Annotated in this window: 21 protein-coding genes and 1 pseudogene; 13 read left to right on the top strand and 9 right to left on the bottom strand. The window is 70.6% G+C overall.

Translation table 11 applies throughout. The annotated features are described in order from the left end of the window. Positions 1-69 precede the first annotated feature (69 nt). The gene (locus F3T56_RS04415; RefSeq protein WP_149823347.1) at positions 70-1,122 is read right to left on the bottom strand and encodes a phosphatase PAP2 family protein; all 1,053 of its coding nucleotides are present in this window, start codon (positions 1,120-1,122) and stop codon (positions 70-72) included. A 239-nt stretch (positions 1,123-1,361) separates the two neighbouring features. Then, positions 1,362-2,540: a glycosyltransferase family 39 protein gene (locus tag F3T56_RS04410; RefSeq protein WP_149823346.1), complete on the bottom strand. Its 1,179-nt coding sequence runs from the start codon at positions 2,538-2,540 to the stop codon at positions 1,362-1,364. A gap of 297 nt (positions 2,541-2,837) precedes the next feature. Here F3T56_RS04410 and F3T56_RS04405 point away from each other — a divergent pair, with 297 nt between their 5' ends. Together F3T56_RS04405 and F3T56_RS04400 are read left to right on the top strand one after the other, a co-directional pair. After that, entirely contained in the window at positions 2,838-4,448 is a 1,611-nt protein-coding gene (locus F3T56_RS04405) for an MFS transporter (RefSeq protein ID WP_149823345.1), read from the top strand. Between the two features lie 184 nt (positions 4,449-4,632). Further along, positions 4,633-5,802 (top strand): acyl-CoA dehydrogenase family protein, encoded by a 1,170-nt coding sequence (locus tag F3T56_RS04400; RefSeq protein WP_149823344.1) that lies wholly within the window; start codon positions 4,633-4,635, stop codon positions 5,800-5,802. Positions 5,803-5,884: 82 nt separating this feature from the next. On the opposite strand, the gene F3T56_RS04395 is transcribed toward F3T56_RS04400, so the two are convergent. After that, a complete protein-coding gene (locus tag F3T56_RS04395) occupies positions 5,885-6,328 on the bottom strand; it encodes a cell division protein SepF (RefSeq protein ID WP_149823343.1) in 444 nt (147 codons plus the stop codon). Between the two features lie 375 nt (positions 6,329-6,703). On the opposite strand from F3T56_RS04395, the gene F3T56_RS04390 reads away from it, so the two are divergent. From F3T56_RS04390 to F3T56_RS04365, 6 genes and pseudogenes are all read left to right on the top strand, one after another. After that, complete coding sequence (locus tag F3T56_RS04390) at positions 6,704-7,888, top strand: DUF5685 family protein (RefSeq protein ID WP_172638796.1); 1,185 nt, start codon at positions 6,704-6,706, stop codon at positions 7,886-7,888. 419 nt (positions 7,889-8,307) lie between these two features. Beyond that, complete coding sequence (locus F3T56_RS04385) at positions 8,308-9,210, top strand: S1 family peptidase (RefSeq protein ID WP_149823342.1); 903 nt, start codon at positions 8,308-8,310, stop codon at positions 9,208-9,210. A gap of 233 nt (positions 9,211-9,443) precedes the next feature. Further along, positions 9,444-9,773 (top strand): annotated as a pseudogene (locus F3T56_RS04380) (slipin family protein); the annotation flags it as partial. 313 nt (positions 9,774-10,086) lie between these two features. Continuing rightward, positions 10,087-11,166, top strand: coding sequence for a S1 family peptidase (locus F3T56_RS04375; RefSeq protein WP_149823341.1), 1,080 nt, complete (start codon positions 10,087-10,089; stop codon positions 11,164-11,166). Positions 11,167-11,414: 248 nt separating this feature from the next. Further along, positions 11,415-14,858: a DNA polymerase III subunit alpha gene (locus F3T56_RS04370; protein WP_149823340.1), complete on the top strand. Its 3,444-nt coding sequence runs from the start codon at positions 11,415-11,417 to the stop codon at positions 14,856-14,858. Next, positions 14,855-15,859 (top strand): DNA polymerase Y family protein, encoded by a 1,005-nt coding sequence (locus F3T56_RS04365; RefSeq protein WP_172638795.1) that lies wholly within the window; start codon positions 14,855-14,857, stop codon positions 15,857-15,859. Before F3T56_RS04370 ends, F3T56_RS04365 begins: the two co-directional genes overlap by 4 nt. A 28-nt stretch (positions 15,860-15,887) precedes the next feature. On the opposite strand, the gene F3T56_RS04360 is transcribed toward F3T56_RS04365, so the two are convergent. Continuing rightward, positions 15,888-16,262, bottom strand: coding sequence for a cupin domain-containing protein (locus F3T56_RS04360; protein ID WP_149823338.1), 375 nt, complete (start codon positions 16,260-16,262; stop codon positions 15,888-15,890). 109 nt (positions 16,263-16,371) lie between these two features. Here F3T56_RS04360 and F3T56_RS04355 point away from each other — a divergent pair, with 109 nt between their 5' ends. Both F3T56_RS04355 and F3T56_RS04350 read left to right on the top strand, forming a co-directional pair. After that, positions 16,372-16,818 (top strand): MarR family winged helix-turn-helix transcriptional regulator, encoded by a 447-nt coding sequence (locus tag F3T56_RS04355; RefSeq protein WP_149823337.1) that lies wholly within the window; start codon positions 16,372-16,374, stop codon positions 16,816-16,818. Between the two features lie 139 nt (positions 16,819-16,957). Further along, a complete protein-coding gene (locus F3T56_RS04350; RefSeq protein WP_149823336.1) occupies positions 16,958-17,818 on the top strand; it encodes an esterase/lipase family protein in 861 nt (286 codons plus the stop codon). A gap of 138 nt (positions 17,819-17,956) precedes the next feature. On the opposite strand, the gene F3T56_RS49235 is transcribed toward F3T56_RS04350, so the two are convergent. Next, positions 17,957-18,091 carry a hypothetical protein gene (locus tag F3T56_RS49235; protein WP_268257058.1) on the bottom strand — a complete coding sequence of 45 codons (135 nt, stop codon included), beginning with the start codon at positions 18,089-18,091 and terminating at the stop codon, positions 17,957-17,959. Between the two features lie 137 nt (positions 18,092-18,228). Here F3T56_RS49235 and F3T56_RS04345 point away from each other — a divergent pair, with 137 nt between their 5' ends. Beyond that, positions 18,229-18,888 carry a class I SAM-dependent methyltransferase gene (locus tag F3T56_RS04345; RefSeq protein WP_149823335.1) on the top strand — a complete coding sequence of 220 codons (660 nt, stop codon included), beginning with the start codon at positions 18,229-18,231 and terminating at the stop codon, positions 18,886-18,888. A 4-nt stretch (positions 18,889-18,892) separates the two neighbouring features. Here F3T56_RS04345 and F3T56_RS04340 read toward each other — a convergent pair whose 3' ends face one another. Then, on the bottom strand, positions 18,893-19,396 hold the full coding sequence (locus F3T56_RS04340) for a ribonuclease FAU-1 family protein (protein WP_149823334.1): 504 nt from the start codon (positions 19,394-19,396) through the stop codon (positions 18,893-18,895). Then, entirely contained in the window at positions 19,377-20,306 is a 930-nt protein-coding gene (locus F3T56_RS04335; protein WP_149823333.1) for a GNAT family N-acetyltransferase, read from the bottom strand. Before F3T56_RS04335 ends, F3T56_RS04340 begins: the two co-directional genes overlap by 20 nt. A 71-nt stretch (positions 20,307-20,377) precedes the next feature. Between F3T56_RS04335 and F3T56_RS04330 the strand changes: the two genes are divergently transcribed. Continuing rightward, positions 20,378-20,746, top strand: coding sequence for a GntR family transcriptional regulator (locus F3T56_RS04330; protein ID WP_172638794.1), 369 nt, complete (start codon positions 20,378-20,380; stop codon positions 20,744-20,746). A 150-nt stretch (positions 20,747-20,896) separates the two neighbouring features. Here the strand turns inward: F3T56_RS04330 and F3T56_RS04325 are convergent, their stop codons facing one another. Together F3T56_RS04325 and F3T56_RS04320 are read right to left on the bottom strand one after the other, a co-directional pair. Next, positions 20,897-21,667: a DUF72 domain-containing protein gene (locus F3T56_RS04325; RefSeq protein WP_149823332.1), complete on the bottom strand. Its 771-nt coding sequence runs from the start codon at positions 21,665-21,667 to the stop codon at positions 20,897-20,899. Positions 21,668-21,712: 45 nt separating this feature from the next. Next, on the bottom strand, positions 21,713-22,807 hold the full coding sequence (locus F3T56_RS04320; protein ID WP_149823331.1) for a DUF5925 domain-containing protein: 1,095 nt from the start codon (positions 22,805-22,807) through the stop codon (positions 21,713-21,715). A 144-nt stretch (positions 22,808-22,951) separates the two neighbouring features. On the opposite strand from F3T56_RS04320, the gene F3T56_RS04315 reads away from it, so the two are divergent. Beyond that, the gene (locus F3T56_RS04315; RefSeq protein ID WP_149823330.1) at positions 22,952-24,370 is read left to right on the top strand and encodes a GH39 family glycosyl hydrolase; all 1,419 of its coding nucleotides are present in this window, start codon (positions 22,952-22,954) and stop codon (positions 24,368-24,370) included. The last annotated feature ends 4 nt before the right edge of the window (positions 24,371-24,374 follow it).

The following is a 24,374-nucleotide window of genomic DNA, read 5'->3' as shown; positions in this document are numbered from 1 at the left end:
CCGGCTCGTGGCGAGCCGGGCCTTCGCTCTGCGGGGGTGGGTTGTGCGTACCGGCCCCGTTGTCTCGTGTCAGCCTCCCGCGACCGGCCGGGCCGAGGTCGTGCTCCGCGAGACCCGGTCCGCGTGCGGCGGACGGCGGGAGCCGAGCGGGGTGATCGGGGCGATCGGTGCGGCCGGGGGCCGCTCCGACCTGGACGGATGGGGTCCATGGGCCAGGTGCAACGGCACGATCGGGGGGTGGGCGGTGCGGGCGGCGATGCCCGTGTCGCGGGGGTTCGCGGGCTCCTCGCCGGGCGCGCGCAGCGTGGACGCGCCCACGGCCGTCGGTGCGGGTGTGGCCGGTGTCGCCGGTACGGGAGCCGTACGGCGTTCGCGCCAGGTGTCCCGCAGCGAGAAGATCCAGGCCTCGGCGCGGGCGATCAGCGGCTCGAACCAGGGCAGCGCCAGCATGATCAGCAGGCCCGCGGCCCAGCCCAGCAGGACGTCGCTCAACCAGTGCGTACCGAGATAGACCGTGGTGAGGCCGACGCCGAGCGAGATCACGGCGGACAGCGCCGACAGCCAGCGTCTCGCTCTCGGCGTCGATGCCAGGTAGGCGAGGATTCCCCAGGTCACCACGGCGTTCGCGGTGTGCCCCGAAGGAAATATGTCGCCGCCCAGCCACATCTCGTTGGAGCCGATCTCGGTCGCGTAGTGCGGCCCCAGACGGCCCATGCCGATCTTCGCGGCGCCGACGGTGATGTTGAGCAGCAGCAGCGAGACACCGAGCGCGAGCATCGGGCGCAGCGTGTGCTGCCGCCACGAGCGCCAGCCCAGCCAGGCGGCGACCATCACGGCGGTGGGGCCACGCTGGCCCAGGACGACGTAGTAGTCCAGGAACGCGTGGATCTCCTGCCACTGCTGGTACGGCCGGAAGAACATGATCTGCCAGTCGAGCCGCACCAGCCACGACGTGATCACGACGGCCCACACGATGGCCGCGTAGAAGACGAGCGTGGAGGCGAACAGCACCACCCGGTGCCGGGTCATTACGGGGACATCGATGTGAGCCGGTCGTTCCGGCTCACGGTCCAGTCTGGAGAAGACCCGGTCCAGACGGGTCGGCTTTGGTTCGGTACGCACTCAATCGACGTTACAGCGAGTGAGCTCCGACGCGACGTGAATCACCGGCTTTGTGATGACGCCGTGATGTGGGATTGCTCTCAGAATGATGTTTATTTCTGCTGAATGCCGAATCCCCGAGGTGCTTGACCTTCAATTCCATGGCCCAATGCCGGCCACCTGTTTTGCGGCCCTTTTGAATTCGTTCACCGAATGCTTACGTGGAATTACCCGTTCGCTCTCCGTGAGCCGGGGGCCGGTCACGGGGGACCGGAGCCATTGAGCCAGAACGCCCCGTAGGCCGCAGCGACCACCGCCACACCGCCGAGGATCACCGCCGACCTGCGTGTTCGCGTACCGGCCAGGGCTCGGGCGAGGGGCAGCAGGAGCGGGAAGGCGGGCATCAGCAGACGTGGTTTCGAGCCGAAGTAGCTCGACGCGCACAGCGCCAGCGCGGTGACGACCCCCGAGTACACCAGCAACGGCAGCGGCTGACCCTGCCGTACACAGACCACGTACAGCCAAATGAGGAGCGCGACGCCGATGATCAGCCCGACACCCGCCGGGGCCGACGGAAACGACGTGAACTTGTCGGCGACGAAACGCGCGAAGGCGTACCCGCCGTCGAAGCCGTTGCGCCAGCCCGCCTGGACGTCGAGATAACCGAGGGGGCCCTTGCCCGTGCGGTGACCCACCCACAGGACGTAACTGGCGGCACCTAGGGGCGCGAGAAGCATTCCGAGGGCGCATGCCCAGGAGGATGCGCCGTCCGATGTCGTCCCGCTCCGGTTGCCCGCGGATGGCGGAGCGTCCCGCCGGTACGACATGATCGCCGCGACCCACACCGCCGCCACCACCGCGAGCCCCACCGGACGGGTCAGCCCGGCGAGGGCGGCCAGGGCGCCGGCGATCACCCAGCGGCCTGTCAGGACGGCGTACAGAGCCCACGCGGCCAGCGCGGTGAACAGCGACTCCGTGTACGCCATCGACTGCACGATTCCGACCGGCAGCACCGCCCACAGCAGTACGGCGCACATGCCCACCCGTCGTCCGTACACATGGTCGGCGACTGCGAAGATCCCCCAGGCCGAGGCCAGCGAGGCCAGCGTGCTGACGACGAGACCGGCGTGGGCGTACGACAGTGGCGTCACCGCCGACACCGCCCGCTCCAGCCATGGCAGCAACGGGAAGAAGGCGAGGTTCGAGTGCACGTCGCCGTTCGGCAGGCGCACCTCGTAGCCGTAGCCGAGTTCCGCCACGCGTGTGTACCAGAGCGAGTCCCAGCGGGCCGACAGCAGCGTCAGGGCGCTCTTGTCGCGGGCCGCGCTCCACAGCGCCAGCACGACCAGCCCCAGGGCGCGCACGGCGGCGTACCCGAGGAGTGCGGGGGCGGCCCGGCTCAGCAGGGGCGGCGCCGGGCGCGTAGCAAGATCGGTCACGCGCTCGATTATCGGCGCAGCCAGGAACCGGGCCGGACGCGCGTACGTGGTGGTCGGTAAGCGATGAAGGAGTTATGGAGGAGCCGTGGACGGGCGACGGCGTGGCGTACGCCACATGCCGTATGAAGCTTTCATGAGACGCCCACCACGCTTCACCGGCCGGAACTCGCGTACGCTGACCGCTCACTCGCCTTTCGTTGCGCGGGTCCGGGACGCCGCTCCTCCCGGGCCGAGGCCGCCGGGGAGTCCCCGCCCCGCCGGTTCCGCCGAACGCGAGAGCATCTGGGAGGTACGTACATGTCCGGGACGACCACGGCCGCCGCGCGATGCCGTCGGGAGGCCGGGGCCGGTGCAAACCGCTGGGTCGTCCTCGTCGTCCTCTGTGTCAGCCTGCTGCTGGTCGCCGTCGACGCCACCGTCCTGCATGTGGCGGTGCCCGCCGTCACCGAGGACATCAAGCCCGGCGCCATGGAACTGCTCTGGATCGTCGATGTCTACCCGCTGGTCTGCGCCTCGCTGCTGATCCTCTTCGGCACGCTGGGCGACCGGGTCGGCCGCAGACGGATCCTGCTGCTCGGATACGCCCTCTTCGGCGTCGCCTCCGGGCTCGCGGCCCTCGCCGAGACCCCCCAGATCCTGATCGCGGCCCGCGCCCTGCTCGGCGTCGGCGGCGCGATGATCATGCCCGCGACGCTGTCGATCCTGCGCCAGGTGTTTCCCGACCGACGTGAGCGGGCGCTCGCCATCGGCGTCTGGAGCGCTGTCGCCGCCGTCGGCGCGGCCGTCGGCCCGCTGCTCGGCGGGTTCCTGCTGGAGCACTTCTGGTGGGGCTCGGTCTTCCTCGTCAACATCCCGCTGATGCTCGTCAGCCTCCCGATCGGGCGACTGCTGCTGCCCGAGTCGACGGGCGATCGCGACGGTCCCTGGGACGTGGTCGGCGCCCTCATGGCCGCCGTCGGTCTCTTCGGCATCGTCCTCGGCGTGAAGAAGCTCGGCAGCGGCCACCCGCCGTTCGCCCCGGGCACCGCGCTGGCCCTGCTGGTGGGCGGCACCCTGCTGGCCGCGTTCGTACGACGGCAGCGGCGGCGGGCGAACCCGCTGGTGGACCTGCGGATGTTCGCGCGCCCCGCGTTCAGCACCTCGGTCGGCTGCATCGTGCTGGCGATGCTCGCGCTGGTGGGGCTCGAACTGATCGCGGCGCAGTACCTGCAACTCGTCCTCGGGCTGTCCCCGCTTCAGACGGGCCTGCGGCTGCTGCCGCTGACCATCGCCGCGATGGCCGCCGGGCTCGTCGGCTCCCATCTGCTGCACCGCTTCGGGCCGCGCCGCATGGTGTCGCTCGGCTTCTGCCTCACCGCTCTCGCGGTCGTCCTGCTCACGGCGATGGGGCGCCACGACAACGCGGGGCTGCTGCTCGCCGGGTTCGTCCTGCTGGGTTTCGGCCTGGAGACGACGCTCTTCGGTGCGTACGAGTCGATGCTGAGCGAGGCGCCGGCGTCCTCGGCCGGCGGGGCGGCCGCGATCGGTGAGACGTCCTACCAGCTGGGCGCGGGTATCGGTATCGCCCTCCTCGGCAGCGTCATGAACGCGGCGTACGCGCCCGGGCTGTCCTCGGTGCCGGGTGTTCCCACGGCGGCGTCCAACGCGGCCGGGCACTCGCTCGGCGAGGCGTACGAGGTGGCCGGGCGGCTGGGGGGCTCCTCGGGTGAGGCTCTGCGGCATGCCGCGCGGGACTCGTTCGTGCATGGGCTGCATGTGACGTTGCTGGTGAGTGCGGGGTTGTTGGTGCTGGGGGCGGTGATGGCGCTGCGGCTGCCTCGGGTGATGGAGTGCGGGACCTCCGCGGATGTGCCGGGGCCTCGGGAGGCGACGGCTGTGCAGCCGGTACGTGCGGAATCGGTGCGCTGAGTGGTGTTGGGGCGCCCGGCGGCTGGTGCTGGGCGGCGGTCGGGTGCGCTGCTCGGCGCTACGAGGTGCCGCTGCGCCCACCCGTGCCGCCCCCAGCGGCACGATTGCCCGCAGCTATGCATGGCGATAACGTCGGCGTCGAATCGTAACTAGCGTTGCTAGTTTTCGTGAGCCGGAGGCTGCCATGAGTTTCGACCCCGCCGACCCGCTCGGCCTCGACGACCTGCTGAGCCCCGAAGACCTCGCCGTGCGTGACACCGTGCGGAGTTGGGCGGCGGATCGGGTGTTGCCGCACGTCGCGGAGTGGTACGAGACGGGGGAGTTGCCCGGGATTCGGGAGCTCGCGCGGGAGTTGGGGGACATCGGGGCGCTGGGGATGTCGCTCAGCGGGTACGGGTGTGCCGGGGCCAGTGCCGTCCAGTACGGGCTCGCCTGTCTCGAACTCGAAGCCGCCGACTCGGGGATCCGGTCGCTCGTGTCCGTGCAGGGCTCCCTCGCCATGTACGCCATTCACCGGTTCGGGAGCGAGGCGCAGAAGCAGCAGTGGCTGCCGCGCATGGCCGCCGGTGAGGTCATCGGGTGCTTCGGCCTCACCGAACCCGACCACGGGTCCGACCCGGCGTCGATGCGGACGTACGCCAAGCGCGACGGCGGGGACTGGGTGCTTGGCGGGCGGAAGATGTGGATCACGAACGGGTCCGTCGCCGGGGTCGCCGTCGTGTGGGCGCGGACCGACGACGGCATCCGGGGGTTCGTCGTGCCGACCGACAGCCCCGGGTTCGCGGCGCCGGAGATCAAGCACAAGTGGTCCCTGCGCGCCTCCGTCACCAGTGAACTCGTCATGGACGACGTACGGTTGCCCGCCGATGCCGTACTGCCGCAGGTCACCGGGCTGAAGGGGCCGCTGAGTTGTCTCTCCCACGCCCGCTACGGGATCGTGTGGGGATCGATGGGAGCGGCGCGCACCTGCTTCGAGACCGCCGTCGAATACGCGAAGACGCGGGAGCAGTTCGGGAAGCCGATCGGGGGATTCCAGCTCACCCAGGCCAAACTCGCCGACATGGCGGTCGAGTTGCACAAGGGGATTCTGCTCGCCCACCATCTGGGGCGGCGCATGGACGCGGGACGACTCCGTCCCGAGCAGATCAGCTTCGGCAAGCTGAACAACGTACGAGAGGCGATCGAGATCTGCCGTACCGCCCGCACGATCCTCGGCGCGAACGGGATCTCACTCGAGTACCCCGTGATGCGGCACGCGACGAACCTGGAGTCCGTGCTCACCTACGAGGGCACCGTCGAAATGCACCAACTGGTGCTGGGCAAGGCGCTCACCGGTCTCGACGCCTTCCGGTAACCACGAACGTGTTCGACGAGTGACGTCGTGAACCTCGTGAACGTGGTGAACACCGGGGGGCGGGCGGGTGAGCCGCCCTGCCTCAGCTCTGGTTGAAGAAACCGTCGGCCGGACGGCCCGCGGCTTCGCCGCTGACGATCTCCGTGTCGGCGGGCGTCAGCAGGAACACCCGGTTGGACACCCGCTCGATGGAACCGCGCAGACCGAAGATCAGGCCGGCCGCGAAGTCGACGACACGCTTGGCGTCGGCGGGCTCCATGTTCGTGAGGTTCATGATGACCGGGACGCCGTCCCGGAAGAGCTCGCCGATGTGCCGGGCGTCGCGGAAGCTGTCAGGCGTGACCGTGCCGATCCGGCGGCCCTGCTCCTGCGCGGACTCGGACGTGACCTTCACGCGGGGGTCGGTGACCCAGGCCTCGCCGGACGAGGACTCCCGCTCATCGGCGTAGTCGTCGTCGTAGTAACGCTCGTCATCGTTGTCGTCGACGAGGCCAAGCCAGGCACTCGCCTTGCGCACCGATCCCATGGACGCCTCCTCTCACAGCGGTCTTTGTCTCTTTCCGCATCCCTATCGTCGTCCATGATGCGGATGTCTCGCCAAGTGGATAGACGCCGCACGGGGGTTTCGTGACGGTACTGGTGCAGAACGAATTCGTCGAGAGTCCATGTGCCCCAAGGGCTCTGCCGTACACGTCCGCTGACTGGGAGTGAAATAATATTGTTCACGGCGTTTGGGTGAGTGCGGTGCGTACGGGTGAACGTTCCGGCGCTGCGATCGGCGACGGTCGAGCATGCTCGCGGGGCGGACACGGGGCAATGCGGTGGACACGGGGGAGTTTCGTTGTTCGGAATCGTGAGGCCTTGCAGCCATCGACTCGGTGAGGGGCTGCGGGCGCAGTAGATGGCGCATTTGTGCGGGCTCTGTCTCGCGCTGCGCGGGGACCATGGGCAGTTCGCCCGGGTCGTGACCAACTATGACGGCCTGCTCGTCTCGGTCCTGACGGAGGCTCAGGCCGAGCGGACCACGGGTTGGCGGCGGACCGTCGGGCCCTGTCCGCTGCGTGGGATGCGTACCGCGTCCGTCGCGCGGGGAGAGGGCGCGCGGCTCGCCGCCGCCGTCTCGCTGGTGCTCGCCTCGGCCAAGGTGCGCGACCACGTGGCCGACGGGGACGGGCTGCTCGCCCGGGGGCTGGTGGCGCCGACCGCGCGCCGGGTCGCGGCGAGTTGGGGGCGCGCGGGCGCTCGTACGGGATCGGATGTCGGGTTCGACACGGCGGTGCTGGTCGACGCGGTGGACCGGCAGCCGGCCATCGAGGCGCTCGCCGGGCCGGGGACGCCGCTGTTGACCGTCACCGAGCCGACCGGGACCGCGACCGCCGCCGCCTTCGCGCATACGGCGGTACTGGCCGGACGCCCCGGCAACGCCGAACCGCTCGCCGAGGCCGGCCGCCTCTTCGGACGGCTCGCCCATCTGCTGGACGCGGTGGAGGACCAGGCCGCGGACGCCGCCGCCGGCGCCTGGAACCCGCTGACCGCCACCGGTACCTCCCTGGCCGAGGCCCGGGGGCTCGCCGACGACGCCCTGCACGGGATACGGCTCGCGCTGCGCGAGGTCGCGTTCGTGGACGGCAAGCTGGCCCATCTGCTCCTCGTGCATGAACTGCGGCGCTCGGTGGACCGGGCCTTCGGGACGGTGCCGGTGTGCGTGTCCCACCAGCACGGAGGGCCGCCGCAGCAGGGAGGTCCGTACGCGGGTGGCGGGAATCCGTACGCCGGGGACGGCGGGAATCCGTACGCCGGAGGTGGCGGGAATCCGTTCGCCGGGGGTGATGGGGCACACGGTGGTGGTGGTTCCGGCGGTTTCGGTGGGTTGCCGTCTCCGCAGCCGCCGCAGCGGCGGGGGTTCTGGGCGGGCTGCGGGATGTTCTCGCTGCTGTGCTGCACCTGCCAGTTGTGCTGTGCCGAGGAGTACGAGGGTCCGTGGTCCCGGCAGCAGCGCGAGGGCTGTTGCCGGTGTTGCGACTGCTGCGACTGCTGTGAGGGGTGCGACTGCTGCGGCTGTGACGGCTGCGGCTGTGACTGCTGAAGCGGTCGGCCGGATCGTGGGCCGTTCGGTGGGGCGACTTCCGGACACCCCCGGGTGGCGGGAGAAGCGTCCTGCGGGTGCTGTCGGCGGCCGGCGCGGAGGTCGGATGGCCGCTCGGCGGGGAGTCGGCGTTCGCGCTGGACAGGTCGGAGGCGGCCGACACCGAGAACGCCCTCAGGATTTACACAGAACCCGCACATACCCCGTAGATGAGTTCAACTGCCGTGGGTGGCACGCCGGTTGGATTCCGCGCGACTGAAAGGCACCCTTGCGGGGATCGGCCGTACCACCGAATACTTCCCGGCAGCGCCTTGTCAGGGGCACGGCGTGTCCGGAATCCGGAACGATGCCCTTGATCTGCGCCTCACGGGCCCCGACCCCACGCGGGCCCCCGACTTCCCTTTAGGAGGGAACGAACAGTGAGGATCAAGCGCACCACCCCCCGCAGCGGCATAGCGAGACGGACTCGGCTGATCGCCGTGACCACCGGACTCGTGGCCGCAGCCGCCGTCACGGTCCCCACCGCCAGCGCGGCCGGCACCCAGACCTTCAGCGCTGCCGAGCTGAAGAGCGCCAGCTCATCGGTGCTCAAGGCCGATGTCCCGGGCACCGCCTGGGCGATCGACCCGGCGACGGACAAGGTCGTCGTCACCGTCGACAGCACCGTCTCCCAGGCGGAGCTCGCGAAGATCAAGGAGGCGGCGGGCGACAACGCCGGCGCCCTGACGATCAAGCGGACCCCGGGGAAGTTCAACAAGTTGATCAAGGGCGGCGACGCCATCTATGCGAGTAGCTGGCGCTGCTCCCTCGGCTTCAACGTCCGCAGCGGGAGCACGTACTACTTCCTGACCGCCGGTCACTGCACGGACGGCGCGGGTACCTGGTACTCCAACTCCGGCCGTACGACGGTCCTCGGTCCGACCACCGGGTCGAGCTTCCCGACCAACGACTACGGCATCGTGCGCTACAGCAACACGTCCATCACCAAGGACGGCACCGCGGGCAGCGTGGACATCACCAGCGCCGCCACCCCGAGCGTGGGCACCAACGTCATCCGTACCGGCTCCACCACCGGTACCCGCACCGGACGCGTGACCGCCCTCAACGCGACCGTCAACTACGGTGGCGGCGACGTCGTCTACGGCATGATCCAGACCACGGTCTGCGCCGAGCCCGGCGACTCCGGCGGCCCGCTCTACGGCAGCAACGGTGTGGCGTACGGCCTCACCTCCGGCGGCAGCGGCAACTGCACGTCCGGCGGCACGACCTTCTTCCAGCCTGTCACGGAGGCACTGAGCGCCTACGGCGTCGCTGTCTACTGACAGGTCTACTGACAGGTCTCCTGACCGTCAGTTCCACTCGGAGCCGGTGCTCTTCCCCCGGCACCCGCCCCGAGCACAGCTGCGGCCGGCAGCAGGCGAGCCCCTCGCACACCTGGTGTGCGAGGGGCTCGCCCTCGTTCGGGCGGCGCGGTGTACGTGGTGTCGGCGGCGCGGGTGGTGCAGCAGTACGAGCGGGGTGTGGTGTTCCGGCTCGGCTCGATGGCCCGGCAGGCGAGGCCGACCGTGAGCGGCGGGCCCGGGTCATCAACGCCGACGCCGAGTTGCAGACGTCGAAGAAGCTCGCGGAAGCCGCCAAGGAGATGTCCGAGCAACCCGCCGCACTCCAACTGCAGCTGCTGCAGACGGTGGTGACGGTGGCGGCCGAGAAGAACTCCACGCTCGTACTGCCCTTCCCGGTGGAGCTGCTGCGGTTCCTGGAGCGGGCCCAGCAGGCGCCCCCGCAGCAGCCGGCTGTCGACCGGCAACCGGTGCAGGAGCAACTTCCGCGTCGGGCGCCCCGTTTGGATTCGGGCCCTGAGGTGTCGAATTTCGGACAGGACTAGACCTCACCCGCTGCTGAAGGGGTCGTCGCGTCGCGTGTTTGCAGTGCGAATTCACCTGGTCCGAGGTGCGAATTCACGTGGCGTGATACCAGACGGTAACAATGCGGGGGTGTGCGCCGTCGCGGCGTTTGCGCCCTGATGCGGGGCCTGAAGTCGACCTTGTGTGCGCCCTGTGCGGCTAGGAATAGTTGGCGCCGCAGAGTTGGCATGGACGCGGCGTTTTTGTTGTTCGTCGCCTCCTTGTCCGTACGCCTTCCGGCCGGCGGGGGTCCCCACAACCCTCTCCGGCCAACCCCCCACAGGAGGACGTGAGTTGAAGCACCGACGCATACCCAGGCGCCGTGCCGTCGTGACAGGTGCGGGCATCGCCGCACTCGTCGCCGCGGGAGTGACCTTCCAGACTGCGAACGCGAGTGAGACCGCGCCGACCGCCGAGCCGAAGGCGCTCTCGATCACGGCGGCCGGAAAGCTCGCCTCGACCCTCGGCGCGGACCTCGGCACCGACGCGGCGGGAACGTACTACGACGCGAAGAGCAGGCTCCTCGTCGTGAACGTGCTCGACGAGGCCGCCGCCGAGACCGTCGAGGCGGCCGGCGCCAAGGCCCGCATCGTCGAGAACTCCCTCGCCGAGCTGAAGAGCACCCGGACGACCCTCAAGGAGGACGCCACCATCCCCGGCACCTCCTGGGCCACCGACCCGACCACCAACAAGGTCGTCGTCACCGCCGACCGCACCGTCTCCAAGGCCGAGCTGGCGAGACTCACGAAGGTCGTGGACGGCCTCGGCGCCAAGGCCGAACTCAAGCGCACGAAGGGGGAGTTCAAGCCCTTCGTCGCGGGCGGTGACGCCATCACCGGCGGCAGCGGCCGCTGCTCCCTCGGCTTCAACGTGGTCAAGGGCGGCGAGCCGTTCTTCCTGACGGCCGGTCACTGCACCGAGGGTATCTCCGAGTGGTCGGCCGACGGCCAGGTCATCGGCGAGAACGAGGTCTCCAGCTTCCCGGACGACGACTACGGCCTGGTCAAGTACACCGCCGACGTCGACCACCCGAGCGAGGTCAACCTCTACAACGGCTCCGCCCAGGCCATCAGCGGCGCCGCCGAGGCCACCGTCGGCATGGAGGTCACCCGCAGCGGCTCGACCACCCAGGTCCACAGCGGCACGGTCACCGGCCTCGACGCCACCGTGAACTACGGCAGCGGCGACATCGTCAACGGCCTCATCCAGACCGACGTCTGCGCCGAGCCCGGCGACAGCGGCGGCTCGCTCTTCTCGGGCGACAAGGCCATCGGCCTCACGTCCGGCGGCAGCGGCGACTGCACCTCGGGCGGCGAGACCTTCTTCCAGCCCGTCACCGAAGCGCTGTCGGCGACCGGTACACAGATCGGCTGAGGCTCGAAGAGCCGGAAAGCCCGGGGCTCACGCTTCGGAAGTCCGGCGCTCCGGCTTCTCCTTCAGGGCCGCCATCACCACGGTGATGGCGGCCCCCGCCGTTGCCTGCGAGGCGAAGCCTCCGGGCGTTTGCGCAGGTGGGGTGGGGTCGAGCGGTGATCGCACAGAGGTTCGAAAAGTGGTCTATGGTGGAGGCGGGAAGGTTGTGAACTGATGTTCGAGTGAGCGTGCGAACCACGGAGGTGTGCGTGCTGGGATTCACGCATCTGCACACCGTCTCCGGGTTCTCCCTGCGCTATGGCGCCTCGCACCCGGAGCGGCTGGCCGAGCGCGCCTCCGAGCGGGGTATGGACGCCCTCGCCCTCACCGACCGGGACACCCTCGCGGGCGCGGTCCGGTTCGCCAAGGCCTGTGCCGCGGCGGGGATCCGCCCGTTGTTCGGGGTGGAGCTGGCGGTGGGGGAGCCCGCGCCGACCGTGCGGCAGGTGCGGCGGCGTGCTCCCGTGCGCGGGGGTGCCTTCATCGATGAGTCGACACCCCGGGTGACGTTCCTTGCCCGGGAGGGTGCGACCGGCTGGGCCGAGCTCTGCAGAATCGTTACTGCAGCGCATGCGGGCGACAGTGAGAAAGAGGGGAGCCCGCCCCTGCTGCCCTGGGAGGAGTGTGCCGCCGAGGGCCTGACCGTCCTGCTCGGCCCCGCCTCCGACGTGGGGCGCGCGCTCGCCGCCGGGCGCCCCGACCGCGCCGCGAAGCTCCTCGCGCCCTGGCGGGAGGCGTACGGCGACGCCCTGCGCCTGGAGGCGGTGTGGCACGGCCGCGAAGGCACCGGCCCGGGCTCGCTGCGGCTGGCCGCCCGTACCGTCGGCTTCGCCGCCGAGCAGCGGATCCGCCCGGTGCTCAGCAACGCGGTCCGGTACGCCGACCACGGGATGGGCCCGGTCGCCGACGTGCTGGACGCGGCCCGCCGCCTGGTCCCCGTCGACCCCCGTGGCGAGCTGGACTCCGGCGAGGCCTGGCTCAAGGACGCGGACGCCATGCTGGCCGTCGCCGAGCGGGTCGTCGAGGCCGCCGGGTACCGCCGCAGCGTCGCGTACCGCCTGCTGGAGCAGACCCGCGCCACGGCCGCCGAGTGCCTGGTCGACCCGGAGGACGACCTCGGCCTCGGCACCGTCCACTTCCCCGAGCCGCACCTCGTCGGCGCCGGCCGCCGTACCGCCCAGCGGGCGCTGGCCTCACGCGCGGCGGCGGGCATGGTGCTGCACGGCTACGACCACCGGCGCGCCTACTGGGACCGGATGCACCAGGAACTGGACGTCATCGCCCACCACGGCTTCGCCTCCTACTTCCTCACGGTCGCCCAAGTGGTCGACGACGTACGGAAGATGGGCATCCGCGTCGCCGCACGCGGCTCCGGCGCGGGCTCCCTCGTCAACCACCTCCTCGGCATCGCGCATGCCGATCCCGTCGAACACGGCCTGCTGATGGAGCGGTTCCTGTCCAAGCGGCGGACCGTGCTGCCCGACATCGACATCGACGTGGAGTCCGCGCGCCGTCTGGAGGTCTACCGCGCGATCATCGCCCGCTTCGGCACCGAGCGGGTCGCCACCGTCGCGATGCCGGAGACGTACCGCGTCCGCCACGCCGTCCGCGCCGTGGGCGCGGCCCTCTCCCTGGACCCCGCCGACATCGACCGGATCGCCAAGTCCTTCCCGCACATCCGGGCCCGCGACGCCCGCGCGGCCCTCGAAGAGCTGCCGGAACTCAGGAAGCTGGCGGGGGAGAAGGAGCGGTACGGCCGGCTGTGGGAGCTGGTGGAGGCCCTGGACGCCCTCCCGCGCGGAGTCGCCATGCACCCGTGCGGAGTACTGCTCTCCGACGCCTCCCTCCTGGCCCGTACGCCGGTGATGCCGACCAGCGGCGAGGGGTTCCCCATGTCCCAGTTCGACAAGGACGACGTAGAGGACCTCGGACTGCTCAAACTTGACGTGCTCGGGGTGCGGATGCAGTCGGCCATGGCGCACGCGGTGGCGGAGGTGGCGCGGGCGACGGGGGAGCGGCTCGACCTCGACGCGCTCGACTTCGAACGGGGCGACGGCGACCCGGCGACGTATCGACTGATCCGTTCCACCGAGACGCTGGGGTGCTTCCAGATCGAGTCGCCGGGCCAGCGGGACCTGGTCGGACGGCTGCAACCGGCCACCTTCCACGACCTGGTGGTCGACATCTCCCTCTTCCGGCCCGGGCCGGTCGCCGCCGACATGGTGCGGCCGTTCATCGCGGCCCGGCACGGGCGGGCGCCGGTCCGCTACCCGCATCCGGACCTGGAGGAACCGCTGAAGGAGACGTACGGCGTCGTCGTCTTCCACGAGCAGATCATCCACATCGTCGACATCATGACCGGCTGCGGACGCGACGAGGCGGACCGGGTGCGGCGCGGGCTGTCCGACCCGGAGTCGCAGGGGCGGATCCGGGTGTGGTTCGCGCAGCACGCGGCGGCGAAGGGGTACGACGCCGAGACGGTCGCGCGGACCTGGGAGATCGTCGAGGCCTTCGGGTCGTACGGCTTCTGCAAGGCGCACGCGGTGGCCTTCGCGGTGCCGACGTACCAGTCGGCGTGGCTGAAGACGCATCATCCGGCGGCCTTCTACGCGGGGCTGCTCACGCACGACCCCGGGATGTATCCGAAGCGGCTGCTGCTGGCGGACGCGCGGCGGCGCGGGGTGCCGATCCTGCCGGTGGACGTGAACCGGTCGGCGGTCGCACACTGTATCGAACTGGTGTCTGAATTCATGGTGTGGGGGCTGCGGTTGGCCCTCTCCGACGTGCACGGCATCAACGAGGCCGAGGCGGCGCGGATCGAGGCCGGGCAGCCGTACGCCTCGCTGCTGGACTTCTGGGAGCGGGCGCGGCCGAGCCGACCGCTCGCCCAGCGACTCGCCCAGGTCGGCGCGTTGGACGACTTCGGCGCCAACCGGCGTGACCTGCAACTGCACCTGACGGAACTGCACCGGGGCGCCCGCGGTGCGGGTGGCGGTCAGCTGCCGTTGGCGGGCGGGCGCAGGACCGCGCCGGCCGGGCTGCCGGACCTGTCCTCCGCCGAGAGGCTCAGCGCCGAGCTGGGCGTGCTGTCGATGGACGTCTCGCGCAATCTGATGGACGACCACCGGAAGTTCCTCGACGAGCTGGGCGTGGTGCCGGCGCGGCGGCTGCGCGAGGCACGGCACGGGGAGACGGTCCTGGTCGCGGGCGCCAAGGCGGCCACCCAGACCCCGCCGATCCGCTCCGGCAAACGGGTCATCTTCACCACCCTCGACGACGGCACGGGCCTGGTCGACCTCGCCTTCTTCGACGACTCCCACGACGCCTGCGCCCACACCGTCTTCCACTCCTGGCTGCTGCTGGTGCGCGGCGTGGTGCAGCGGCGCGGCCCGCGGAGCCTCAGCGTGGTCGGCGCGGCCGCCTGGAACCTCGCCGAACTCGTCGAACTGCGCCGCGAGGGCGGCCTCGACGCGGTGATGCCACGGCTGGCGGAGCCGGTGGCGGAGGGCACCCACCGCGACCCCACGAACGGCCGGCGCATCCGCATGCCCACCGGATACGAGATGAATCCATGGGCCGATCTGCGGCCCGCGGGCGAAGAGCCCACGAACGTACGGAAGTTGTGGCACCAGAGTCCAGGGAGTGCGGGATGAACATTGTTCGCGTACCTGACGACAAGCCGTCCACCTTCTTCCACGTACGGCTGTCGCGTCCCGAAGGGCTGCCCGAGCTGATGGCGGTGCTGGAGCGGTTCACACCTGCCGCGCAGGCGCTGGCGCCGTCCGCCGCTGTCGCCCAACTCGGCGGTGCGCTAAGGCTGTTCGGGGCGGGGCCGGTCGATCTCGCGGAGCGGATCCGGGTGCAGGCCCTGGCCTGGTACGGGCTGGACACGGCCGTGGGCATCGGCCCCTCCTGGACGGTCGCCGCGATGGCCTCGGCCCGTGCCGGACCCGGCGGCATCCGGTACGTCGTACCGGAACAGGCCGAGGCGTTCCTGGGCCCGCTGCCCGTCGAGGACCTGTACGGGATCCGGCGAGCGCAGGCTGCGGAGCTGCGGAGCCTGGGCGTGGAGACGGTCGGGCAACTGGCCGGCCTCCCGGCCGGCACCGTCCTGCGGATCCTCGGCCAGCCCGGCCGTGAGCTGCGGGAACGCGCACACGGGATCGACCGCCGTACGGTCGTCCCGGGGCGCGGCGCGCAGTCGGTGAGCGTCCGCGCGGACTTCCCGCTCGACACACTGGACGGCGTCGAGATCCGCGCCGCCGCGCTGCGGCTGGCCACGGAACTCGGCGCACGACTGCGCACCCGCGACCGGGCGGCACGCCGGATCACCGTCACGGTACGGACGGCCGACCGGCGGGACCTGTCCAGGACCCGGACCCTGCCCGCGCCCTCGGCCCACACCGACGACCTGAGGGAGGCGGTGTACGCCGTCCTCGACGGCTACGGCCTCCAGCGCGCCCGGATTCGGCGGCTCACCCTGACCGCCGAGCACCTCGTGGACGCCGCCCTGGCCCACACCCAGCTGACACTGGACCGCGGCAGGGAGGCACGGCTGCGCGCGGAGCCCGTCATCGACGCCCTCAACGAACGGTACGGACCCGGCACGGTGGGCCCGGCCGCCATCGTCAACAGGGGGCCGCACGCGGCGTGACCGCCTGATCGGTGCCTGCGGCCGGGCCTCAGCGCGCCCAGGGCGGAGCGATCCGCGTACCGTCCGCGAGCACCGCCTCAAGACCGATGGACGTGGTGACCCAGGAGACCGCGACCGCCGCCGTCGGGTTCTCGACGGCGAGGGTCGTCCCCGGGTTGATGATCACCGTGTCGCCCGCGGTGATGCGGTGGGTCCGGTCGTCGAGGGTGATCAGGAGTTCGCCGTCGAGCAGATGGAAGATCTCCTCGCGGTCGACGGTGTGAGCGGGGGCCTTCGTGCCCGCGGGGATCTCGCCGCGCCAGGCGCAGAGTTCCTTGCTGCCGGTGCGGGTTGAGGCGTGCGAGATGAATCGGGCGCCGTGCAACTCGTGGACGACGGCTTCGGACGAGCGGATGACTGGCATGGCTGCCTCCCCGTAGAGGATGTGTGATGGATTAGCTTGGTCAAGCTGCTTGACTATGTAGATTGGTCAAGCAGCTTGACCAATCCGTCAAGGGTGTTTCAATGCGGGTGTGCAGAACTCCGAGGCCCTCGCCCTGACCGCCGCCCTGCTCGCCGCCGCGGGCGACCTCACGCAGCGCATCAACGACGGTGTCGTCGCCCGAGGTTTCGAGGGGCGGCCCGCGTACGGCTTCGCCTTCACCCGGCTCTCCCGGGGGGGCGCCACGGTCACCGACCTCGCCACCCATCTCGGCGTGACCAAACAGGCCGCCAGTCAGCTCGTGGAGGAGCTCGTGCGCAAGGGGTACGTCGAGCGGCGGCCGCATCCCGGGGACGCGCGCGCCCGGCTGGTCGTGCTGACCGAGCGGGGCTGGGGCTGTACTCGGGCGGCGGAGGAGGCGGCCGCGGAGGTCATCCAGGAGTGGGCCGAACTGCTCGGTGGGGAGGGTGAAGTGCGGGTGCTGCGCGATCAATTGACGCGCATCGCGCCCTACGGCCCCATCCGGCCCGCCTGGTGACCGTTGAAGTTTTTACTGACGCGTAACTTCCCACTTTTTCTACTCGCCCGTAACTTGGCGAAGAAGAACAGCATCCTCGTGATCCGGATCACTGGGCGCACGCCGTAGCACGTCCCTTGAGCCGCAAGGAGATCACTCGATGCTGCCCTGGAAGCGCCTGATCAGACCCCTGGCCGCCCTGCTTCTGGCCTCCGCCGTGACCGCCGTCCCCGCCACCGCCGCCGAGGCGGCCGACGTTTCTAGCCGTGGCTGGAACGACTACTCCTGCAAACCCTCCAGCGCCCACCCGCGCCCCGTCGTCCTCGTCCACGGCACTTTCGCCAACTCCGTGGACAACTGGCTGGGCCTCGCGCCGTATCTCGTGAACCGCGGATACTGCGTCTACTCCGTCGACTACGGCCAACTGCCCGGCGTCGCCTTCTTCAACGGCCTCGGCCCCATCGACAAGTCGGCGGAACAACTGGACGCCTTCGTCGACAGGGTGCTCGCCGCGACCGGAGCCGCCGAGGCCGACCTCGTCGGGCACTCGCAGGGCGGCATGATGCCCCGCTACTACCTCAAGTTCCTCGGCGGAGCCGCGGAGGTGAACGCCCTCGTCGGCATCGCACCCTCCAACCACGGCACGACCCTGGGCGGCCTCACCGAACTCCTCAAGTACTTCCCGGGCGCCGGCGATCTGCTGTCGTCCTCCACCCCCGCCCTCGCCGACCAGGTGGCCGGCTCGCCCTTCATGACCAAGCTCAACGCGGGCGGAGACACCGTCCCGGGCGTCACGTACACCGTGCTCGCCACCAAGTACGACGAGGTGGTCACGCCGTACCGGTCACAGTTCCTGAACGGGCCCAACGTGCGGAACATCCTCCTTCAGGACCTGTGCGCCGCCGACCTCTCCGAGCACGCGGCGATCGGCCTCATCGACCGCATCGCGTTCCACGAGGTCGCCAACGCCCTCGACCCGGCCCACGCGACCCCGACGACCTGCCTTTCGGTCGTCGGCTGACACGTGCACATCCGGTGACACGTACGTGTGTCGTCCGGTCATGACGGAGCCCCCACGCCCGGCGCCCAGGCCGGGCGTCGGGTGCGGGGGCTGCTTTGCTGGAATTTGTGGACACACACGCGCGTGTGCCGGGTGGGCTCAGCCGTCCGGCCACCAGGTGCGCGCGATGTCCTTTCGCACTTCCCGGCGCTCGACGGGGCGTTCGTCCGCCTCTTCCCGCATCCGGCGGGACTCGGACTTCCTCAGGGGCTTCTGCACGGTCGTACGGCGCATGGCTGCCTCCTTGCGTCTACCGGGTTCCGCTGTTTCACGGAGGTAGACCCTTTCCGGGAGCGTTACTCATCGGTCGTGCTCTGTCAGTGGCGGTTGTCACCATCTGGACTGTCAGTGGCAGGTGTCACTCTGGCGGCATGACCAACATCGACGACGACGAAACCTCCCGAGCCTCCGAAACCCCGAAGAACTCGGCGTCGAACGACCCGCCCGCGACCGTCGACTGGGACGCGGAGGCGGCCACGTTCGACGACGAACCCGATCATGGCCTGCGGGATCCCGCCGTCCGGGACGCCTGGGCGACCCGACTGCGGGGCTGGCTGCCGGGCCTGGCCTGCGACGTACTGGACCTCGGCTGCGGCACCGGCAGCCTGTCACTTCTCGCCACCGAACAGGGGCACCGGGTGACCGGCGTCGACAGTTCCCCGGCCATGGTCGGCGTCGCGCGCGGCAAGCTTGCCGGGCACCCCGCCGTGTTCCTCGTCGGCGACGCGGCGGCCCCACCGGTGGGGGAGGAGCGCTTCGACGTCGTCCTCGTCCGCCACGTTCTGTGGGCCCTGCCCGATCCGGGGCGCGCCCTGCGCCACTGGTGCGGGCTGCTGCGGCCCCAAGGGCGGCTCGTGCTGGTCGAGGGGGTGTGGGGCACGGTGAGCCCGGTCGGGATGTCCGCCGAGCGGCTGACCGGGCTGCTCGCGCGGCTGGTGTCCGACATACGGGTGGAACTGCTGTCGGACGAGGCGCCGCTGTGGGGGAGGGCGGTCGAGGATGAGCGGTACGCGGTGGTGGCCCGCCCCTGACCGGCTACGTGAGCAACGACTCCAGGCCGCCGTCGACGGTGGCCAACACCTCCAGCTCGTCGAGGGCGGCGACGGCGGCTGCCGCGGCCTCCGGGTCTCTCTCCCTGAGCCCGCTCTCCTCGAACTCGTCCTCGTCCAGCCGCAGTACGGCCGTGCCGTCCGCGGAGCGCCACAGGTCCAGGTCGAGGTCCTCGACGACGAGCTCACCGCCGGACAGTGTGGCGGGGCGTGTGATGTCGCAGTACCAGCCCTTCAGCCGGCCCTGTCCGTCGCGCACCTCCTTCACGGCGTACCACCGGTCGCGCCAGTAGTACTCGGTGAAGACATCGCCCGGCTCGAACCGTACGAAGCCGAAGTCCCGTACGCCGTCGCTCGCCCAGTCGGCGCGCACGGTGACCCGGGTGCCGTCGTCGCCGAGCAGTCGCGCGGGGTAACGGATCTTCGTACGGCCCGCCTTGAGCAGGACGACGTCCAACTCGTCCGTCGGCTCAGCCGAGTTCGCGGACATGGCGCACCTCCGTCGCACACACCTCGTAGCCGAACCACTTGTTGATCGCGATCATAGGGCCGTTGCCGGCGTCGTTGCCCGTGAACGCCTCCGTGTAGCCGGCGGCGCGGGCGCGGTGCAGGGAGTCGTTCTTGGCGAGCTTGGCGAGGCCCCGGCCGCGGAAGGCGCGGGCGGTGCCCGTCATGCCGGTGAAGTAGCGGTTCCGGCCGTCCGTGCGGACCGCGGTGAACGCGGCCGGGGTGCCGTCCACCAAGACCACCGTGCTCAGATCGTGGTCGAGGAGCGGGTGGCGGTAGGTCTGGGCGACCCACTGCTCGTAGTCGTCGAACTCCGCGTCGAGATCGCTCGGTTCGTCCGCCACCGTCTCCGCGTCCAGGTCGAACAGGGGGCGCGGGTCGTCGGCGAAGTCGGCGGCCGTGTGCAGTTCGACGTCCGGGGGTGGGGACTGGACCGAGGGGAGGGTGCCCTTCGCCAGGTCCAGGCGGAGGAAGTGGGCCGAGCGGCTGCTCGTGTAGCCGCGCCGCTCGGCGAACGCGCGGTTGTCCGGGGTGTCCAGCACCCAGGAGAGCAGCCGGGTCGCCCCCACCGCGGCCAGCCGCTCCTCGGCGGCGCGCACGAGCAGCCCGCCCGCGCCCCGGCGCACGTGCTCCGGGTGCACATACACGTTGAGGTACCCCTGGCCCGGTGCGTGGCTGTCGTGGGCGATGCCCAGCTGTACCGTGCCGATCACCTCGCCGTCCGCCTCGGCCACCAACTGCTGGTAGTGGGCCTCGGCGGGTGCGCTGGTGGCGTCGTGGAGGAGGGACTCGGCGGTGCTGACCATGAAGGGCAGGGCCCCCCTTCGTACGTCGGCGAAGGCCTCGGCGTCCGCGCGGTCGGCGGTGCGGAGGGCGCGCACGATCGGTGTCATGTGTGCCCACGGTACGCGTGGGGTGCGGCCCGCTGCCTCCGATTTTCCGGTGGGTACGGGACAATCGCCGCGTGACCTTGAAGATTCGCATCGTGGAGGGGGCCGCGCCGTACGAGCAGGTGCGGGCCCAGATCTCGGAACAGGCCCGCTCCGGGGCGCTGCCCGTGGGGTATCGGCTGCCGACCGTGCGGGGGCTCGCCGAGGAGCTCGGGCTCGCCGCCAATACCGTCGCCAAGGCGTATCGGGCGCTGGAGACGGATGGGGTGATCGAGACGCGGGGGCGCAACGGGACGTTTGTGGCTGCCGCCGGGTCGGCCGCGGAGCGGGAGGCCGCGGCCGCGGCGGCGGTGTACGCGGAGCGGGTGCGGCGTCTCGGGCTGAGCGAGGCGGAGGCGTTGGCCGCGGCCCGGGATGCCCTGCGGGCGGCGTACGGGGAGTAGGGAGCGCGGGATGTCTTTCGCCCCCGCCGCCCCTACCCGTACCTCCCCCACTCTCGGCTCCGCTCGAGCGGGGGGACCCCCATCTGGGGCTCCGCCCCAGACCGCGCTCCTCAAACGCCGGAGGGGCTGAATTTTCCCGGATTTCCGCGGCTACGCCCGTGCCAGCTTCTTCGGTGTTCGTGTCACCTTCAGGCCCGCCCTCCTCGCCGCCCGGGCGAACGTCATCGCGTCCTCCACCGCCGCCGCGTGCGGGTCGTTGTTGAAGTAGGCGTAGACGTCGTGGTCGGAGGGCCAGGTGTCGGTGATGCGGTGGGTCCAGGTGGTGAGGGACTGGCGGCCGTAGTGGGGCCAGGGGCGGGCGCGGCCGACGTGGAAGCGGAGGTAGCCCCAGTCGGCGGTGCGCCAGAGAGGGGTGGCGGGGCGGGACTCGACGTCGGCCCAGCAGAGGGCCGCGCCGCGGGACTCCAGGACCTCGCGTGTCTCGTCCGTCCACCAGGAGTCGTGGCGGGGCTCCACGGCGACCCGGGTGCCGCGAGGGAAGCAGGCCAGGCAGGCGTCCAGGAGGCCGGGGTCGGCGTGGAGGTTGGGTGGGAGTTGGAGGAGGATCGGGCCCAGGCGGTCGCCCAGGCCCGCGGCATGGCTCATCAGGCGGTCCACCGGCTCCTCGGGGTCCCGCAACCGCTTGATGTGGGTCAGGAAGCGGCTCGCCTTCACCGCGACCACGAAACCCGGCGGGGTGCGCTCCCGCCAGGCATCGAACGTCTCGCGTGACGGCAGCCGGTAGAACGCGTTGTTGTTCTCCACCGTGGCGAAATGCTCGGCGTACTCCTCCAGCCACAGCCGGGTGGGACAGTCCTCCGGGTAGAGGGCGCCCCGCCAGTCCTTGTACTGCCACCCCGACGTGCCGACGAACAGGGTCATACCTCTATGAAAGCACCGCTCATGGAAGTGCTGCCCATGGAAGCACTACAGGTACAGCCCCGCGTCCACCCCACCCCGCGGCTCCGGCACCGACGTCGGAGACGTCCCCCGGCGCAGCGCGTACAGCTCCGCCAGGGTCGCCCCGTCGCGGCCGACGCCCTCGTCCGTACCGAGCCAGCTCACCGCCTCCTCGCGGGTGAGCGGGCCCACCTCGATACGGGCCAGGCAGCGGCCGGGGCGGACGACCGCCGGATGGAGGCGCTCCAGGTCCTCGTTGGTCGTGACGCCGACCAGGACGTTGCGACCCTGGCCGAGGAGGCCGTCGGTCAGGTTCAGCAACCGCGACAACGCCTGGCCGGCCGTGTGCTTGGCCTCGCCGCGGATCAGTTCGTCGCAGTCCTCCAGGAGGAGCAGCCGCCAGCGGCCCTTGCCCGCCGCGTCCTCCTCGCCGATCGCGATGTCCATCAGATAGCCGACATCACTGAACAACCTCTCCGGATCCAGGACGCAGTCCACCTGGCACCAGTCCCGCCAGGAGCGGGCCAGTGTGCGCAGGGCCGAGGTCTTGCCGGTGCCGGGCGGGCCGTGCAGAAGCAGGAGACGGCCCGCGATGTCCTCGGGGGTCGTCTTCATCAGCCGGTCCATCGCGTCCGCCACCGGGGCCGTGTAGTTCGGCCGTACCTCTTCCCAGGTGCCCGCCGAGATCTGCCGGGTCGTACGGTGCGGGCCCCGGCGCGGCGACACGTACCAGAAGCCCATCGTCACGTTCTCCGGCTGCGGCTCGGGCTCGTCGGCCGCGCCGTCCGTGGCCTGGCCGAGCACCTTCTCCGCGAGCTCGGCACTGGTCGCCGTCACGGTGATGTCGGCGCCGCGGTTCCAGCGGGAGATCAGCACGGTCCAACCGTCGCCCTCGGCGAGGGTCGCGCTGCGGTCGTCGTCGCGCGCGGAGCGCAGGACCCGCGCGTCCGGCGGCAGCAGGGTGGCGCCCTTCCGTACGCGGTCGATGTTCGCCGCGTGCGCGTACGGCTGCTCGCCCGTCGCGAAACGGCCGAGGAACAGCGCGTCGACGACATCGGACGGGGAGTCGCTGTCGTCGACGTTGAGCCGGATCGGCAGTGCGTCGTGTGGGTTCGCAGACATGCCGACATGATCCGTCACCGAGGGCGCCCGTGCATCCGCTTTCCGTAGCGCGCCGAATCCTGTCGTCGGGGCCCGGCGATGTGGCTCAGGAGTTCACCGCGGAAGCTCCCCCACCGCCACCTCGCGCCGTTACTGTTGCCCTTGATGGCACGTCATGGGTGGAATTCGGGGGAGCGGCGGTGGCGACTCACCGCGCTCCTCGGCGTGGGGGCGGCCGCCGTGGCCCTCGTCGTGACCCTGGTCAACACGCTTCCCGGGGGCGGCGGAAGCACCGCCGGCACCTCCCGCGACGGCGACAAGGTGCACGGCACGCCCGCCGTCCCCTCCGGCGACATCGGGCCCGACGTGGGCTGGGGCTTCACACACACCCAGTACAGCGCCGACGTGGGCAGCGGGGCGGCGGTGAAGCGGGTCGAGGAACGCCTCGCCGATCAGCCCCTGCCGCAGATCCAGCACATCATGGGCTGGGGCGCCGGCAATCCCGAACCCGTCAAGGGGCGTTACGACTTCGAGGAGATGGACCGGCGCATCGACTTCGTCCGCGCCACCGGCGGCACACCTGTCGTCACCCTGTGCTGCGCCCCCGACTGGATGAAGGGCGGCGAGTCCGGGGCCGACAGTACCGACTGGAGCCAGGCCGCGCTGGAGACCGCCCCCGAGCCCGAGCACTTCGAGGACTACGCCGCCCTCGCCGCGACCGTCGCCAAGCGGTACCCCGACGTACGGCACTTCATCGTCTGGAACGAGTTCAAGGGCTTCTGGAACGACAGCGAGGGCCGCTGGGACTACGAGGGTTACACCGAGCTGTACAACCTCGTCCACAAGGCGCTGAAGAAGGTCGACGAGGACATCATGGTCGGCGGGCCGTATCTCGTCATGGACAGCGTCGACCCGCGCCAGAAGCAGGATGCGTCCACGTCCCTGAAGGGCGCGTGGGGTGCGATGGACCAGCGGGTCCTCGACGCGTTCGACTACTGGAACAAGAACAAGACCGGCGCCGACTTCGTCGTGGTCGACGGCTCCAGTTACACCAAGGACGACGATCTGCTGCCGGACGAGTTCGCGGCGACGGAGAAGTTCACGGCCGTGAGCGAGTGGGTGCGGGAGCGTTCCGGCGATCTGCCGCTGTGGTGGGCCGAGTACTACGTCGAGCCCGCCGACGGTGACGACAACCGTCATGGCTGGTCCGAGACCCGTCGTGTCGCCGTGCAGGCGTCCGGGTTGATCGGTATGGCGAAGGGCGGGGCGACTTCCGGCTTCTACTGGAACCCGGAGGAGAAGAGCGGCGACTGCCCCGGGTGCCTGTGGACTCCGACCGACAAGAGCGACGGTGGCGAGTCGCTGCCCATGTTCGATCTGCTGTCCCGGTTCAGCGAGGAGTTCCCACCGGGGACGACGTACGAGACGGTGTCCGTCGCCGACGACGACAAGCCCAACGTGCGAGTGCTGGCCGACGACAAGACCGTGCTCGTGGTCAACACCCTCGACCGCACGATCAGCGCGAACATCGACGGCCAGAAGTTCGACATGGGCGCGTACGAGGTGAAGTGGCTCAAGCGCTGAGCCA

The organism is Streptomyces tailanensis (genome assembly GCF_008386495.1).
In the GTDB taxonomy this organism is placed as follows: Bacteria; Actinomycetota; Actinomycetes; order Streptomycetales; family Streptomycetaceae; genus Streptomyces; species Streptomyces tailanensis.
The sequence above is the reverse complement of the archived record's forward strand: the minus strand, read 5'-3'. Positions and strand labels throughout refer to the sequence as shown.